Annotated in this window: 14 protein-coding genes and 1 pseudogene; 12 read left to right on the top strand and 3 right to left on the bottom strand. The window is 71.6% G+C overall.

The annotated features are described in order from the left end of the window. Positions 1 to 26: 26 nt before the first annotated feature. The gene (locus ACZ6W9_RS25405; RefSeq protein WP_470119994.1) at positions 27 to 1,901 is read right to left on the bottom strand and encodes a serine/threonine-protein kinase; all 1,875 of its coding nucleotides are present in this window, start codon (positions 1,899 to 1,901) and stop codon (positions 27 to 29) included. Between the two features lie 203 nt (positions 1,902 to 2,104). Here ACZ6W9_RS25405 and ACZ6W9_RS25400 point away from each other — a divergent pair, with 203 nt between their 5' ends. Then, positions 2,105 to 2,653, top strand: coding sequence for a GNAT family N-acetyltransferase (locus tag ACZ6W9_RS25400; protein WP_389965385.1), 549 nt, complete (start codon positions 2,105 to 2,107; stop codon positions 2,651 to 2,653). Positions 2,654 to 2,901: 248 nt separating this feature from the next. On the opposite strand, the gene ACZ6W9_RS25395 is transcribed toward ACZ6W9_RS25400, so the two are convergent. Further along, positions 2,902 to 3,702, bottom strand: a complete 801-nt coding sequence (locus tag ACZ6W9_RS25395) for a helix-turn-helix transcriptional regulator (RefSeq protein WP_470119992.1) — start codon at positions 3,700 to 3,702, stop codon at positions 2,902 to 2,904. A gap of 143 nt (positions 3,703 to 3,845) precedes the next feature. Between ACZ6W9_RS25395 and ACZ6W9_RS25390 the strand changes: the two genes are divergently transcribed. The 10 genes and pseudogenes from ACZ6W9_RS25390 to ACZ6W9_RS25345 all read left to right on the top strand — a co-directional run. Continuing rightward, positions 3,846 to 4,286 (top strand): hypothetical protein, encoded by a 441-nt coding sequence (locus ACZ6W9_RS25390; protein ID WP_389965379.1) that lies wholly within the window; start codon positions 3,846 to 3,848, stop codon positions 4,284 to 4,286. A gap of 10 nt (positions 4,287 to 4,296) precedes the next feature. Further along, positions 4,297 to 5,457, top strand: coding sequence for a glutathionylspermidine synthase family protein (locus ACZ6W9_RS25385; RefSeq protein WP_389965376.1), 1,161 nt, complete (start codon positions 4,297 to 4,299; stop codon positions 5,455 to 5,457). 79 nt (positions 5,458 to 5,536) lie between these two features. Further along, the gene (locus ACZ6W9_RS25380; protein WP_362935591.1) at positions 5,537 to 6,022 is read left to right on the top strand and encodes a DUF350 domain-containing protein; all 486 of its coding nucleotides are present in this window, start codon (positions 5,537 to 5,539) and stop codon (positions 6,020 to 6,022) included. 370 nt (positions 6,023 to 6,392) lie between these two features. Continuing rightward, on the top strand, positions 6,393 to 7,502 hold the full coding sequence (locus ACZ6W9_RS25375; RefSeq protein ID WP_389965900.1) for a PucR family transcriptional regulator: 1,110 nt from the start codon (positions 6,393 to 6,395) through the stop codon (positions 7,500 to 7,502). A 117-nt stretch (positions 7,503 to 7,619) separates the two neighbouring features. Continuing rightward, positions 7,620 to 8,513 carry an ACP S-malonyltransferase gene (locus ACZ6W9_RS25370; protein WP_389965372.1) on the top strand — a complete coding sequence of 298 codons (894 nt, stop codon included), beginning with the start codon at positions 7,620 to 7,622 and terminating at the stop codon, positions 8,511 to 8,513. Further along, positions 8,514 to 9,470 (top strand): beta-ketoacyl-ACP synthase III, encoded by a 957-nt coding sequence (locus ACZ6W9_RS25365; RefSeq protein ID WP_362935598.1) that lies wholly within the window; start codon positions 8,514 to 8,516, stop codon positions 9,468 to 9,470. Between the two features lie 67 nt (positions 9,471 to 9,537). Beyond that, positions 9,538 to 9,780, top strand: coding sequence for an acyl carrier protein (locus tag ACZ6W9_RS25360; protein WP_179826710.1), 243 nt, complete (start codon positions 9,538 to 9,540; stop codon positions 9,778 to 9,780). A 51-nt stretch (positions 9,781 to 9,831) separates the two neighbouring features. After that, complete coding sequence (gene fabF, locus ACZ6W9_RS25355) at positions 9,832 to 11,064, top strand: beta-ketoacyl-ACP synthase II (protein ID WP_389965368.1); 1,233 nt, start codon at positions 9,832 to 9,834, stop codon at positions 11,062 to 11,064. A 12-nt stretch (positions 11,065 to 11,076) separates the two neighbouring features. Further along, positions 11,077 to 12,498, top strand: a complete 1,422-nt coding sequence (locus ACZ6W9_RS25350; protein WP_389965364.1) for a carboxyl transferase domain-containing protein — start codon at positions 11,077 to 11,079, stop codon at positions 12,496 to 12,498. Between the two features lie 101 nt (positions 12,499 to 12,599). Then, positions 12,600 to 12,725: pseudogene (locus ACZ6W9_RS25345) on the top strand (IS481 family transposase); the annotation flags it as partial. A gap of 275 nt (positions 12,726 to 13,000) precedes the next feature. Here ACZ6W9_RS25345 and ACZ6W9_RS25340 read toward each other — a convergent pair. Further along, positions 13,001 to 13,951 (bottom strand): GbsR/MarR family transcriptional regulator, encoded by a 951-nt coding sequence (locus tag ACZ6W9_RS25340; protein WP_470119988.1) that lies wholly within the window; start codon positions 13,949 to 13,951, stop codon positions 13,001 to 13,003. 221 nt (positions 13,952 to 14,172) lie between these two features. Between ACZ6W9_RS25340 and ACZ6W9_RS25335 the strand changes: the two genes are divergently transcribed. Beyond that, positions 14,173 to 15,828 (top strand): serine hydrolase domain-containing protein, encoded by a 1,656-nt coding sequence (locus ACZ6W9_RS25335; RefSeq protein ID WP_470119986.1) that lies wholly within the window; start codon positions 14,173 to 14,175, stop codon positions 15,826 to 15,828. Positions 15,829 to 16,189: the final 361 nt, after the last annotated feature.

Below are 16,189 nucleotides of genomic sequence, written 5' to 3'. Positions count from 1 at the left end.
CGGCTCTCCACGCCGGGCCGTACGGCTCAGCCGCAGCCCTCCATGCGGGGCCGCGCGGTCTCGTGGCGGAAGCCGACGCCGGAGAAGTGCTCTTCGAGCAGCGACTCGATCGTCCCGTCGGCGTACATGGCGCCGATCGCATCGTTGATCGCCCGGCAGGCGACCGGGTCGCCGCGCCGGAGCGCCACGCCGTACCGCTCGGTGGTGAGGCGGAGCCCGGCGACCTTGAGGCGGGCCCCGCGCAGCCGGGCGCCGAACCCGGCGAGCACCAGGTCGTCGTCGGGCATGGCGTCGGCCGTGCCGCCCGCCACCCGGGCGGCGCACCTGGCGGAGTCCTTGTCCTCAAGGATGTCGAAGCGGACGCCCCGGTCGCGGATCATGGCCGCGGTGGCCGATCCGCCGAACACCACGCACATGGTCCTGCCGCCCAGGTCGGAGGGCTTGGAGATCTTCATCCCGGCCCGGACGAGCACGTCGCGGTGGGCCACGTAGTACGGCCCGGCGAACGCGGCCCGGGAGCGGTCGGCGGTGTCGATCGAGAGGTTGGCGACCACGATGTCCACCTCACCGCGCTGGACCTTGGCCTCACGCTCGGCGTAGCCCACCCGCACGAACCGCACCCCCTTGGCGGGCACCCCCAGCTCCCCGGCGATGCGGCGGGCCACGTCGATCTCGAACCCCTCGGGCGGACGCTTCCCGTCGGCCAGCGCGACGCCGGGCAGGCCGCCGCGGTAGCCCACCCTGATCGTGTGCGTGGCCCGGATCCGGTCGAGCAGGCGCGACCCCGTGGAGGGCGTCCCGGAAGGCGACGGGGACGACGGGGACAGGGCGGGGCTCGCGGAGGACGAGGGGATCGCGGCGGTGCCGTCCGGCGTGCCGGCGAGCTGGAGCGCGAGCAGCGCCGCGGCGATCGCGGCGAGGGCCGCGGACGCCCCGGCGACGGTCCGGCGCCGCCGCCGGGCCCCGGGCGGGTCCGGCGGGCTCGATGAGGCCGGCGGGTCCGGCGGGTCCGGCGGGTCCGTCCGGGCGAGGTCCAGCGTGGCGGCCTGAGCGCCCTCGGCCAGCTCCTCCCGGGACGCCTCGCCGTCGTCCACCGGATGTCCGAGCAGGCGTTTGAGCACCTCGTCCATGGACGGCCGCAGCGCCTGGTCCTTGTTCAGGCAGCGGGCGACGGTCCGGCGCAGGTCCTCCGGCAGCGCGCCGAGGTCGGGGGCGTGGTTGACGACGCGATTGAGCGTCGCCATGATCGTCTCCGCCGCGAAGGGCGCCCGGCCCGTGGCGGCGAAGACCATGGTCGCTCCCCAGGCGAACACGTCGGCGGGCCGGCCGACGCGTTCCTCGGCGATCTGCTCGGGCGCCATGTAGGCGGGCGTCCCGACGGCGCGGGTGGTGATCGTCCCGCTCTCGTCGATGATCTTCGCGATGCCGAAGTCGACGACGCGGGGGCCGTCCGGGGCGAGCAGCACGTTGTCCGGTTTGAAGTCGCGGTGGGCGATCCCCGAGTGGTGGATCGCGGTCAGGGCGGTGGCCGTGCCGGTGGCGAGCCGTTCGAGGGCCTCACCGTCCAGTGGCCCGTCGCGCTCGACGGTCCGGCGCAACGAGGGACCGTCGATCAGCTCGCTGGCGATGTAGGGGGTCTCGCCGTCGAGGTCGGCGGCGAGCACCCGGGCGGTGCAGAAGGCGTCCACCCGCCGGGCCGCGGCCAGCTCCCTGGCGAAGCGGGAACGGGCGTGGTTCTCCCCGGTGAAGCGCACGTGCAGCAGCTTGACGGCGGCACGCCGGCCGTCTTCGGCCTCCCCCAGGTACACGACGCCCTGGCCGCCCTCACCCAGCCTGCCACTGAGCGTGAAGTCCCCCAGCCGCGGCGGATCCCCGGGCCGCAGCGGTTCGATCTCCGGCATCGACGACCCCTCGTGTGCCCCTCGCGTGCGCCCCTCGCCACGCTCGCCGGGTTCAGCATGGCACAACCCGCCGGGGAAGATCCGCTGCTTTGACAACCGCGACGAATGCGGACGAAACCAGCATTCTCCGGGGCTCTCCCGGATCTCTCCGCCCGCCCTCCCGGATCCGCCAGAATGTTCCACCGACAGGGAGAACCCACCTCATGGAGACCTGGAGACGGGGGCGACTCATGCAGACGCCGGGGACGATCGTCCGCCCGGCCACGCCGGCGGACCTGCCGGCCGTGGCCGGGATCTACACCCACTACGTGGTCGGCAGCGTGGCCACGTTCGAGGAGACGCCGCCACCGATCGCCGACTGGTGGAGCAGGCTCGACGACCTCGCCGGCCGGGGGCTTCCGTTCCTGGTGGCGGAGGTGGACGGCGAGGTGGCCGGATACGCCTACGCCGCCCCCTGGCGGCCGAAGCCGGCCTACCGGCACACCGTCGAGGACTCGATCTACCTCGCCCCGGACCGCACCGGCCGGGGTCTGGGCGGCGCGCTGCTGGGGGCGCTGGTGGAGCGGGCCGAGCAGGCCGGCGTGCGCCAGATGATCGCCGTCATCGCCGGCACGGGGAGCGAGGCGTCTGCCGCCCTGCACCGCAGGTTCGGCTTCTCCACCGCCGGTCTGCTGGCGAAGGTGGGGCACAAGCACGGCCGCTGGGTCGACACCCTCCTGATGCAGCGGGAACTGGGCGGCGGAGGGAGCTGACCGGACGGGCCTCCGACGCACGAGCACTCGACATGCGGACGCTCAACACACGGGTGCTCAGCGCAGCTGCCGGAGGCCGCCACCGTCCAGCTGGAGATCATCAAGCGCGCCGGACGGCTGAAGGCGCCCGCCGCTGACCCGCCCCGCCGTACGGCCGGGTCCTCCGCACGGCCCCCTACGGCCGGGTCCTCCGCACGGCCGGCTCACTTCGGCCGGGTCCTCCGCACGGCCGGGTCCCGGGGCGGCGGCTACTCCGGCTCGGCGGACCCCCGCAGCACGCCGGGGAGACCGGCGGCGTATCGTTCCGGCGGCTGCTCGGGAGCGGCCTCCCCGGTCTCCTCGGCCCAGGCGATGCGGTCGAGCTTGAAGACCCGGACGTCCCGGCGGAGCCGGTCCATGCCCATGAGGTACCAGTGGCCGCCGCGCCCGCCCATGAAGACCGCCGGCTCCACCTCGCGGACGGTGGACCGGCCCTTCCGGTCCTCGTAGCCCAGCCGCAGCACCTTCCGGCGCAGCAGCGCCCCCTCGATCACCGCCGCCACCCGGGGGTAGGGCTCCGGCTCGGCCGCCGGACGGGCGGGGACCGCCGGCCACACCGTCCCGCCGTCCTCTCCGCCACCGGCCGCCCGCCCCGGACCGCCGTCGGCGGGCGGCCGCTCCGCCCGCCCGCTCCCGCCGCCACCGGCCGCGCCCTCTTCCCCGGCGTCCCCGGGGGACGGCATCGCCGCGGCGAGCCGGCGCAGGGCGTCGCCGGCGGGGCCGGTCGGCGGGGTGCCGGCGGCCCGGATGAGCGCCACGGCGACCGCGGCCGCCTCCTCGGCGGTGAAGGCGACCGGGGACGGGACGGCGGACACGTCGAGGGCGTGGCCGCCCCGCCCGCCGGGCTCTGCGCGCACGGGGACCCCGGACTCCCGCAACACGGCGAGATCGCGCTCGACGGTGCGCTCCCCCGCCCCGAGCCGGTCCGCCAGCTCGCGGACCCGCAGGAACCCCGGCGCGGCGGCGCGGAGCTCTTCGACCAGGGCGCAGAGCCGATCGGTGCGGTTCACACCTGTGACGTTACGCGCCGGCGCCGGCATCCTCCACGCCCCGGCCGGCCCATGACCACCGAAACGCGCATCGATCCTGTTACGGCGGTTGAATGGTCAAAACGACGCCGATAACCTGTCCCGACGCATCTCATTGGAGCTCGATGGCAGCAGGACCGAACCACCCCATGGGCATGGACCCCGCCCACTCGTCCTCCCCCTCCTCCGGGAAGGACTCGAAGGGTTCGAAGGCGTCCAAGGGCATCGTGCTCGGCGGCGTCGCCGTCGTCACGCTCCTGCTCATCGGCTACTGCAGCGCGCAGAACGACGACTACGACGAGGTCAACGCCGAGTGCGTCGACCTCGACAGCCGACAGCCCGACGGCTCCTACACCGTCGTGGACGAGGACTACTGCGACGACGACGGCGGCTCCCACTACCACGGCTCGCACGGCGCCTACGGGTGGTACTACGGGGGCGCTCGGTCCGGGGCCCGCATCCTGCACGGCACCACGGTGCGCCCCGCCGACGTCAGGATCACCAGCCGCCAGGGCACCGTGATCCAGCGCGGCGGCTTCGGCTTCCGCGGCAGGAGCGGAAGCTGAGCGCGGGCGGATGAGACGCGAGACCTCCGTCCCCAGGGACGGCTGGGAGGAGATCGTCGAGGGTCAGGGGCTGGCGTTCCACCGCTCGGCCCACCCCGGCGGCCTCGACCGCCCCTACTGGGACGAGTCCGTGCAGTACGTCTTCTCGATGGACGAGATCCTCGCCCTGGAGGAGCAGGTCGAGGAGCTGCACCGGATGTGCCTGGCCGTGGTGGACCATGTCGTCCGCCACGACCGCTACGCCGACTTCGCGATCCCCGAATGGGTGCGGCCGGAGATCGCCCGGTCCTGGGAACGGGCCGACCCCCACCTGTTCGGCCGGTTCGACCTGCGCTACGACGGCACCGGCCCCGCCAAGCTGCTGGAGTACAACGCCGACACCCCGACCAGCCTCCTGGAGAGCTCGGTCGTGCAGTGGTTCTGGCTGCAGGACCGCCACCCGGACGACGACCAGTGGAACTCCATCCACGAGCGGCTGATCGACCGGTGGCGGGAACTCGCGGAGGTGCTGCCCACCGGGCCGGCGCACTTCGCCTGGACGAAGATGGACGAGACCGGCGAGGAGGCGATGACCCTCGCCTACCTCCAGGAGACCGCCGCCCAGGCGGGCCTGAACACGGTCGCGGTGGCCATGGAGGACATCGGCTGGGACGGCCTCAACCTGCGGTTCGTGGACATGGAGCGGAGGGTGATCCGCTCCATGTGCAAGCTGTACCCGTGGGAATGGGCGGTCGCCGACACGTTCGGGGCGCGGGCGGTGACCCAGCAGGTGTCGATGACCTGGATCGAGCCGCTGTGGAAGATGCTGCTGTCCAACAAGGCGCTGCTGGCGCTGCTGTGGGAGCTGTACCCGGGGCACCCCAACCTGCTGCCGGCCTACCTCGGCGGACCGCGTGACATGACGTCCTACATCGTCAAGCCGCTCCTCGGCCGGGAGGGGGCGGGCATGCGGGTCGTCACGCCCGGCGGCGTCGTCGAGACCGGCGGCGGCTACGGCGCCGAGGGCCACGTCCACCAGGAGTTCCTGGCGCTCCCCGACTTCGACGGCTGGCGTCCCGTGCTCGGCGCGTGGGTCGTCCACGACGAGGCGGCCGGCGCCGGCATCCGCGAGACCTCGGGGTTGATCACCGACGACACCTCGTCGTTCGTCCCGCACCGGATCGAGCTGTGACCCGAGTTGTGACCCGAGCCGCGATCCGCACCCCCCGTCCGATCCCGACAAGCATCATCCCGAGCCCCGGAGAGAACCCATGAGCCCCAGCTCCCTGCCGGTCGCGATCCAGGCCGCGGCCGACGCCCAGACGCTCTCGCTCGGCGAGACCCTCGGCCGCGGCGCCCTCGCGATCGTCGCCTACGCCGTACTCGGCCTGGTCCTGATGATCGTCGGCTTCTTCGTCATCGACCTGGCCATCCCCGGCAAGCTCAGCCGGCTGATCAAGGTGGACTGCAATCCCAACGCCACCCTGCTCACCGGGTCGGGGCTGACCGCCGTCGGGCTCATCGTCGCGGCCTCCATCTGGTCCGCCGGCGGCGCCCTGCACGAGGGCCTGCTGACGACGCTGGTGTTCGGCCTGGTCGGCATCGCCGTGCAGACCGTGGCGATGGTCGTCTTCGACAAGGTCGTCGGGATCTCCGTACGCGACCTGGTGAAGGAGAGCGACCCGCAGCCCGGCGCCCGGCTCCTCGCGATCACCCACCTGGTGATCGGCCTGATCACCGCCGTCGCCGTCATCTGACCACGGCGAACCCGGATCCGGGCCGGTCCGGCCCCGTTCCCGGTCTCCGCCGTCGCCTGACCGCGCCGGGACCGATCCGGCCCGTTCCCGGTCTCCGCCGTCGTCGTCCGGCCGCGGCGGGCTCTGTCCCGCCCGCGTTCCGGGCCCGTTCCCGCGGCGCCGAAACGCGGGCCGGCGGGTACGGCGGCTGGCGCATCTCGTCCGACCTGGCACTCTTAGTGACGTGAGGGAGCGGATCGAGGAGGCCGGCGGCGACGGCCGGGCCGGTGGGACCACCGTCAGGATCGACGGGGAGGAGCCCGGCCCGGACCCCGGAGGCCCGGAGCAGGATCGGATACGGCAGGACACCACCCGCAGGCTGGAGCGGGCCATGGGCTCGCTGGGCACTGCCGCCATGGCCCGGATGGACGACCGGCTCATGTGGTTCCGGGCGCTGTCGGCGGAGGACCGCTCGTGGGTCGGGCTGGTCGCCCAGGCCGGGATCGCCGCGTTCGTGGAGTGGTTCCAGCACGCCGGCGAGGACCGGCCGACACCGAGCATCGAGTTCTTCGGCACCGCCCCCAGGGAGCTGAAGCGGTCGATCTCGCTGCAGCAGACCGTGGACATCGTGCGGACCGTGGTCGAGGTGGTCGAGGCGCAGACCGCGGAGCTGGCCGCGCCCGGCGGGCGGGAGCAGCTGCAGCAGGCGATGCTCCGCTACACCCGTGACGTGGCCTTCGCCGCCGCCCAGGTCTACGCCCGGGAGGCGGAGGCGCGCGGCTCCTGGGACGCCCGGCTGGAGGCGCTGATCGTGGACGCCCTGGTCCGCGGTGAGGTGGACGACGGCCTGCACTCGTGGGCCGCCGCGTTGGGCTGGACCTCCTCCCCCGTGGTCGTGCTGGCCGGGCAGGCGCCCGACGACGACCCGCAGGCGGTGGTCGACGGGCTGCGCGAGCGCGGGCGCAGGTCCGCGCTCGACCTGCTGGCGGGGGTGCAGGGCGACCGGCTGATCGTGATCGTCGGCGGGGCCGACAGCGTCGGGGCCGCGGCCCGGTACGTGGTGCCGCGCTTCGGCCCGGGGCCGATCGTGATCGGCCCGGAGGTCGGCGACCTGCACGCGGCGGCGAGCTCGGCGCGGGCGGCGATGGCGGGCCTGCGCGCCGCGCCCGCCTGGCCGGACGCCCCCCGGCCGGTCCACGCCGAGGACCTGCTGGCCGAGCGCGCCATCGACGGCGACGGCGACGCCCGCGCCCAGCTCATCGAGAACGTCTACCGGCCGCTGACGGGCACGCCGCTGCTCGACACGCTCGCCACCTACCTGGAGCAGGGCACGTCCCTGGAGGCCACGGCCCGGCTGCTGTTCGTCCATCCCAACACGGTCCGCTACCGGCTGCGTAAGATCACCGAGTTGACCGGGTACCAGCCCACCGAGGGGCGGTCGGCCTTCACCCTGCAGGTCGGGCTCATCCTCGGGCGCCTGTCCGAAACCTCGGTGACGTAGCCGTCTTTACTTAACGTCCGGGAAACTCCCACTGTAGGTTTCCTACAAAATTTTACGGAAGAACTTCGTCCGGATCCTTACCCGGATATCGAACCCCTACAGGGCAGTCTGGATTTCGTGCTCGCCATCGTCGCTCCGGGCCAAGGCGCCCAGACCCCAGGTTTCCTGACCCCATGGCTCGAGATACCGGGCCTGGCGGACCGGCTGTCCGCCTGGTCCGACCTGGTCGGCCTCGACCTGATCGCGTACGGCACCACCGCCGGCGCCGAGGAGATCCGCGACACCGCGGTCGCCCAGCCGCTGCTGGTGGCCGCCGCCCTGGCCGCCGCCGAGGCCCTCGGCGCGACCCCGGCCGTCGTGGCCGGGCACAGCGTCGGCGAGTTCGCCGCCGCCGCCCTGGCGGGGGTGCTCACCCCCGAGGAGGCCCTGACGCTGGTCCGCGAGCGCGGGCAGGCCATGGCCAAGGCCGCCGCCGTCACCGCCACCGGCATGACCGCCGTGCTGGGCGGCGACGAGGCCGAGGTCCTGGCCGCCCTCGACCGGCACGGCCTGACCCCGGCCAACGTCAACGGCGCCGGCCAGATCGTCGCCGGGGGCACCCTGGAGCAGCTGGAGGCCTTCGCCGCCGACCCGCCCGCGCGCGCCCGGCTGCGCCCGCTGCAGGTCGCCGGGGCCTTCCACACCGTCCACATGGCCCCGGCCGTCGACGCCCTGCGCGCCGCCGCGGACGGCCTCGCCCCCGCCGGCCCCCGGGTCACCCTGCTGTCCAACGCCGACGGCGCGGCCGTGGACGACGGCGCCGAGTTCCTCCGGCGTCTCGTCGCCCAGGTCGCCGGCCCGGTCCGCTGGGACGCCTGCATGGCCGCCATGACCGCTCTGGGCGTCACCACGATGATCGAGTTGACCCCCGGCGGCACGCTCACCGGCCTGGCGCGGCGCGGGATGCCCGGGATCACCACCGTCGCGCTGAAGACCCCCGACGACCTGAACGCCGCTCGAGAGGTTCTCTAGATGAAGACGACCCAGGGTGCTCCGGGCGCGAAGATCCTGGCCCTCGGCCACTACCAGCCGTCCAAGGTGGTCACCAACGCCGACCTGTCGGCGACCATGGACACCAACGACGAGTGGATCCAGAGCCGGGTGGGCATCAAGGAGCGGCGGATCGCCACGGCCGGCGAGTCGGAGATCGACCTGGCCGTGCAGGCCGGCGGCAAGGCACTGGCCGCCAGCGGCCTGTCGGCCGGCGACATCGACCTGGTGATCGTCGCCACCTGCACGCTGGAGGCGCAGATCCCCAACGCCGCCGCCCGGGTCGCCACCCGCCTCGGCATCGACGCCCCCGGCGCGTTCGACGTCAACACCGCCTGCTCCGGCTTCTGCTACGCCCTCGCCCTGGCCAACGACGCCGTCCGCGCGGGATCGGCCGTCAACGTGCTGGTCGTCGGCACCGAGAAGCTCTCCCAGTGGATCGACTGGACCGACCGCAGCACCGCGGTGATCTTCGCCGACGGCGCGGGCGCCGCGGTCGTCGGCCCGTCCGACGTCCCGGGCATCGGCCCGGTGGTGTGGGGCAGCGCCGGCGACAAGGCCGACGCCATCATGATCAAGGACCGCGACTCGTTCCTCCGGCAGGAGGGGCAGACCGTGTTCCGCTGGGCGACCACCGCGCTCCACCCGGTGGCCAAGGAGATCTGCGAGCGTGCCGGGGTGGACCCGGCCGACCTCGCGGCCTTCGTGCCCCACCAGGCGAACCTGCGGATCATCGAGGCCATCGCCCGCCGGCTCGGCGCCGACAAGGCCGTCATCGCCAAGGACATCGTGCTGGCGGGCAACACCTCGGCCGCGTCGATCCCGCTGGCCCTGTCCCGGATGGTCGAGCGCGGCGAGGTCCGGTCGGGCGGGCTCGTCCTGCTGCTGGGCTTCGGCGCCGGGCTGACCTACGCCGGCCAGGTCGTCGAGATCCCCTGAAAGCCTGTACGGCCCCGCCGTACGGAAAACCGCAACACCACATCGATTCCCAAGGAGAACACGCGACATGGCTCAGATGACCGAGCAGGAGATCCTCGCCGGCATCGGCAAGATCGTCAACGAGATCACCGGTGTCCCGGCCTCCGAGGTCACGCCGGAGAAGAACTTCGTGGACGACCTCGACATCGACTCGCTGTCCATGGTCGAGATCGCCGTCGCCGCCCAGGACGAGTTCGGCGTCGAGATCCCCGACGACCAGCTCAAGCACCTCAAGACCGTCAAGGACGTCATCAACTTCATCCAGAGCTGAGACGTCCCGACGCCTCCCGGCCCTGACCAGCGATTCGCAAGGAGCAAGAACGTGAGTACAGACCAGGTACGTGTCGTCGTCACCGGGCTCGGCGCGACGACGCCCCTCGGCGGAGACGTCGCCTCGACCTGGTCGGCGCTCCTCGCCGGTCGGAGCGGGGTCCGCGACCTCACCACGGACTGGGTCGACTCGGTCCCGGTGAAGTTCGCCGCCGTCGCCGCCGTGGACCCGACCGAGGTGCTGCCCCGGCCGGAGTCGCGGCGGCTGGACCGGGCCGAGCAGTTCGCGCTGGTCGCGGCCCGCGAGGCCTGGAAGGACTCGGGGATCGAGAAGGTCGACCCCGAGCGACTCGGCGTGGTGGTGGGCAGCGGCATCGGCGGCATCACCACCATCCTCGCCGCCTACGACACCTTCAAGGAGCGGGGCTGGCAGCGGCTCTCGCCGTACACCGTGCCGATGCTGATGCCGAACGGCGCCGCCGGCTGGATCGGCATCGAGGTCGGCGCCCGCGCCGGCGTGCACGCGACGGTCAGCGCCTGCGCCACCGGCGCCGAGTCGATCGGCTACGCCATCGAGATGATCCGCTCCGGCCGCGCCGACGTGGTCGTGGCGGGCGGCACCGAGGCCGCCATCCACCCGCTGAACATCGGCTCCTTCGCCGCCATGCGCGCGATGTCGCTGCGCAACGACGAGCCCGAGCGGGCGTCCCGGCCGTGGGACAAGAACCGCGACGGGTTCGTGCTCGGCGAGGGCTCGGGCATCGTCGTCCTGGAGTCCGAGGAGCACGCCCGGGCCCGCGGCGCCCACATCTACGCGGTGGCCGCCGGGGTGGGCTACTCCGCCGACGCCCACCACATCGCCCAGCCCGAGCCGACCGGCGCGGGGGTGATGCTCGCCATGCGCCGCGCCCTGCAGGACGCGCGCCTGGCCCCCGAGGACATCAGGCACGTGAACGCGCACGCCACCTCCACCCCCGCCGGAGACGTGGTGGAGACCATGGCGATCAAGGAGATCGTCGGCGGTCACCCGCTGGTCACCTCCACCAAGTCGATGACCGGGCACCTCCTCGGCGGCGCCGGGGGCATCGAGTCGGTCTTCACCGTCCTCGCCCTGCAGGAGCGGGTCGTCCCCGCCACGATCAACGTGGACGACCTCGACGACGGCGTCGAGGTGGACATCGTGCGCCGCGACCCGCGCGAGCTCCCGGGCGGACGCATCGCGGCGATCAACAACTCGTTCGGGTTCGGCGGCCACGACGTCGCCGTGGCCTTCACCAGCGTCTGACAGGAGCCTCGAATGACCGTGCTCGACAACAGGGTGGTGAGCGGCTCCCCGGACGGGGAGGCGGCCGATCCCCGCGACCCCCAGGTGCGGATGGCGGCGCTGCTCGACGAGGGCTCGATCCGGCTGATCACCCCGGTCGACCGCAGCGGCGTCCTGGCGGCCATGGGCCGCGTCGAGGGCGTGCCGGTCGTGGTCTTCGTCAGCGACGCCCGGGTCCAGGGCGGCGCGATGGGCTCGGCGGGATGCGAGCACATCGTGCACGCCTACGACGTGGCGGTCCGCGAGCGGGTCCCGGTCATCGGGGTGTGGCACTCCGGCGGCGCGCGGCTGGCCGAGGGAGTCGAGTCGCTGCACGCGGTCGGCCGCGTCTTCGCCGCGATGACCAGGGCCTCGGGCGTGGTGCCGCAGCTGTCGGTCGTGGTGGGCCCCGCGGCCGGCGGCGCCGCCTACGGCCCGGCGCTGACCGACATCGTGATCCTCGCGGACGAGGGCCGCATCTTCGTCACCGGCCCCGACGTGGTGCGCAGCGTCACCGGTGAGCAGATCGACATGGCCGCCCTCGGCGGGCCGGAGCCGCACAGCAAGCGCAGCGGCGTGGTGCACGTGGTGACCAAGACCGAGACCGAGGCGTACGTCCAGGCCCGGCGCCTGGCCGTGCTGCTCGGCCACCAGGGCGGCTTCCGCGGCGAGGTCGAGGAGGTCGACTTCTCGAACCTGCTCCCCGAGAACCCCCGCCGTGCCTACGACATCAAGCCGCTGGTCAAGGGCCTGCTGGACGAGCCGGGCGTGGAGCTGCAGCCCAAGTGGGCGCCGAACATCGTCACCACGCTGGGCCGTCTCGGCGGCCGGACCGTCGGGGTCATCGCCAACAACCCGATGCGGCTGGGCGGCTGCCTGGACGCGACCTCCGCCGAGAAGGCGGCACGGTTCGTCCGCATGTGCGATGCCTTCGGGGTGCCGCTGGTCGTGGTGGTGGACGTCCCCGGTTACCTCCCGGGCGTCGGCCAGGAGCACGACGGCGTGGTGCGCCGCGGCGCCAAGCTGCTGCACGCCTTCGCCGAGGCGTCCGTGCCGCGCGTCACGCTGGTCACCCGCAAGGCGTACGGCGGCGCCTACATCGCGATGAACTCCCGCGCCCTGGGCGCGACCAAGGTGTTCGGCTGGCCCACCACGCAGATCGCGGTGATGGGCTCGGTGGCCGCGGTGCGCATCCTCAAGCGGAGGGAGCTGGCGGCCGCCCCCGAGGCGGAGCGGGCGGCGCTGGAGACCCGGCTCGCCGAGGAGCACGAGATCACGGCGGGCGGCCTGGACCGGGCGATCGAGATCGGTGTGGTGGACGAGGTGATCAAGCCGGAGGAGACCCGCGGCGCCATCGCCAAGGTCCTCGCCCAGGCCACCCCGGCGCGCGGCGCCCACGGCAACATCCCGCTCTAGGTGTATTGATCACAAGCGTTGTCGACACCGACGAGGCTTGTTCATGGCGAAGACCTCCGGTGTGGTGGAGCTGTCCGGGAACGCACCGCCCGGAGGTCCTCGTGTCCCGCCGTAACGCCCGGTTGACCGTTCATGGCGGGCGTCTGCTCATCGAGCGTGTCCGTTCTGGCCGCCCCGTCGCCCCTGTAGCCGCCGAGAAGGGCATCTCCCGCGCCACAGCGCGCAAGGTCTCATCCGACGCGGCGCGCGCTCCAGCGCGGCGGCGTACTCGGAAAGGACGGTGTCGTGGGCGGGCGAGAGCCGGGTGAGGCGGGCACACAGGCGCCGCTTCATGATCTCGGAAGCGGATTCAGGCTCCTGAGACGCCCCGCTGTGCGTCATCTCGGAAGTCACACCTGGGAGGGTGCTTCCGAGATGGCGTAAATCTCGGAACTGCGACGCGGCCCGGCAGGCGCGCGAGTGCGGCCGGAGGGATCGCGGTTGCGACGTCCATCCAGCTTCGTCATCTTCGAGTCCCCTGGGTCGAACACGGACCGGCGATCAGTGCGTCGCGTTGCCCGGAGCTCAGGCGGTCCGGCCTCGGGGCGACGGCGTACGCGCCGCGCCCGAGCCGCTCCACGGTGAGCGGGTCGGAGAGGATCGGACGACGACTGATCGCGTCCAGAGCGTCGGCCGTCCGCTGGACGGACCAGTCCAGAGCCGTGGCGAGTTCGTCCACGGTGAGTGGCCGGGCGGCGCACACCAGCGCGGCCAGCACCGTCAGCGCGTCGCGGACGACGGCGTCGGTGAGGCCGCTGTCGTTCATCTGCTCGCTGATCCAGGTGAAGAACCGAGCCATCCGGCTCAGCCGGACGCCGACGGGCGTGCCGGCGCCGAAGATCTCGATCCCGTGCCGCGCGGTCGCCGCGACCTCGGCGTGTGTCCCGATGTCGGCTTTGAACGCCCGGAGCCAGACGTCGTCGTCGATGACGTACCGCTCGCGGCGACCGGAATCCCGGGTGCGCCCGACCAACTCGATCGCCTCGAGGAAGCCGATGGCCTTGGACACCGACGCCGGGCTGACCTGTAGCCGCCGTACGAACTCGGCGGACGTCAGGCCCCCGGAGTCGGAGGTGAGCAGGCAGACGAACACGCGAGCGGGCATCCGGGGAAGGCCGATCCCCACCAGCAGCGTCGCGAACTGCTCCACGAAACCGCGCACGGACTCGGCCGGCCGCCCGTCGGCCGGCGGCTCCGTTGCCCGAACCGGTCTGCGGCGGCGGGCGCGCTGCCCGGCGGCCTGCTGGGCGCGATCGGCCAGGTAGCCGCCGGGCGCGCTGTTGCGCGCCACTTCGCGACTGATCGTGGACGTGGGCCTGCCCAGCCGCCGGGCGATCTCGGCGTATCCCAGTCCTTCGACCAGCCAGGTCGCGATCTGCTGGCGATCCTCGTGGGTCAGCCTGCCTCCGGGCATGGGTCCGCCCTCCTGTCGGTTCGGGTCCGCGGGTGCGTTCACCAACAGTACATTGCAACGACTGGTTGGCGGGGATTGCATTTACTAACAACCCTGTTGCAACGATCAGCGCGAAAGACCAGTACTGGAGCACATAATCGGAGGCATATCGTTGACTGTAGTTGAAATGCAACGTAGCCTTTTCTCGTTCCGAAAGAACCAGGAGGGACGAGGAACCCCTTATGGCAAGAGCGTTGGATGTGTCCCGGATACGAGCTCGCGTCTCCGAGCTGCTCGCGGAGTACCGGATTCCGAGTGCCGTGATCGGCGTCCTCAGCGACGGGGAGATCACCGACTTCGCGGTCGGCGTCAAGGACATCTCCACGTGGGAGCCCGCGACGACCGACACCATCTACCAATGCGGCTCCGTATCCAAGACATGGACCGCCCTCGCCTTCATGCAGCTCGTCGACGAGGGGAAAGTCGCCCTGGACGAGCCGGTGCGGGCCTACCTTCCTGATTTCCGGGTCGCCGACCTCGACGTCAGCGCCAAGGTCACACCCCGCCATCTCCTCAACCACACCAACGGCATCGAGGAGAGCTACGGAGATCCGGGCGAGGACGACGATGTGTACAAGCGCATGGTGGAGAACATCGCCAGCGCACGCCAGGTCCACCCCTTGGGCCACACGCACGGCTACAGCGCGGCCCTGGGCTACGCGATCCTCGCCCGCATCATGGAGGTGATCGACGGCAAGCGGTGGGACGACATCATGAAGGATCGCCTGTTCGACCCCTTGGGACTGACCTCGACGAGCAGCCGGCATGAGCACGCGGACCGGAACCGGGCCGCGACCGGATACCTGATCCGATCCCTCGAAGAAGGCCCCGTCCTCTCACCGCTGGGTCATCTGCCGCGCTCCTTCGGCCCCGGAGGCAACGTCAACACGACAGCCCGGGAATTGCTCACGATGGCGTACGTCTTCCTCAACGAAGGAAAAGCACCGAACGGGACCAGAATCGTCTCACCCGGCATCATCCGTGAAATGACGGAGTCGCGCGTCCCCGTACCTGACCCGTACATGTTCGGGCCGGAATGGGCACTCGGCCTCATCGTGTGCGATTGGCACGGTCAAACCGTCTACGCCCACGACGGCAGCACAGTCAGCCAAAGCGCCCGCCTGCGGATCCTGACGGAATCGAACATCGCCATCTCGATGCTGGCGAACGCCGGGCCGCGCGACAGCTTCTACCGGAAGGTTTTCAACGAAATCCTGACCGATCTCGGCGCGATCACGATCCCCGGCCTGCCGGAGCCCGACCCGACCCTGACCCTCGATCCGTCCAGATACGAAGGATCCTACGAGCGCCCTGGCACCCGTTACGAAGTGGCGGCCGACCACGGAGAACTCCGCCTCAAATTCACCCTGAACCCCATGGAGGCGCAGCTCCTCAATAAACCAGAACAGCTCGAATACGAGCTGCATCCGATCAGTGCGACTCACTTTTTGATGCCTTCGGACGATCCGCTCGAGGACCCTCAAACCGTCGCGATATACGACTTCAAGAATGGCGCCGCACAATTTCTTCACATCAATTGCCGGGTAAATCCGAGAGTCAATGAGGAGAGTGCAAAAATGCACGTCATGGCTGTTTCCACGATTTCTGACGACAACGGTTTCTGGGATTCCCTGAAGAAGGCGCACGGCCGGCTTCCCAAGGGTGCCAAGTGGACGCTGGCGGTGGCGAGCACCGACGGGACCAAAGCGGTGAACGTCATCGTCCATGACTCGATCGACGGCGTCAGGAGCTTCTTCGAAGATCATGCCGGCCTCTTCGCCACGACGGAATACTTCGAGGCCGACGCGTCCAACGCGGTCGGCCTCCCGACGACCTGACCGCTCCTTGCGCCGCCGTCCGCCCAAGCCGCGACGGCGGTGCACCATTCAGATCCATGCGGCCGTCGTCCTGCTTGGAGGTACGTGCGGTCCTCGGCCACAACTCCGTCCGATCACCCAGAGTAATCACCCCAGGTCGGCGCTTCCTTGCGGGTTCCCTCGCCGATTCGGTCACTTGAACCGATCGGAGCGCAGATCAGAGCGCAGGCCAGCGGTTGCGGCTACGGCGCGGACTCCGGCTGACAGCGGCCGAGCGGGGCCGCTCTGGTCACGTCCAGCGAAGTGGTGTATGAGCTGCCCTTCGCGTGATCCTGTTTCTGCAGGTTAAGCGGTGAGTGTCTGCGGGAGGGGACTCTGTTGC

The sequence above is a fragment of the Streptosporangium sp. NPDC053982 genome, assembly GCF_055585205.1.
The sequence above is the reverse complement of the archived record's forward strand: the minus strand, read 5'-3'. Positions and strand labels throughout refer to the sequence as shown.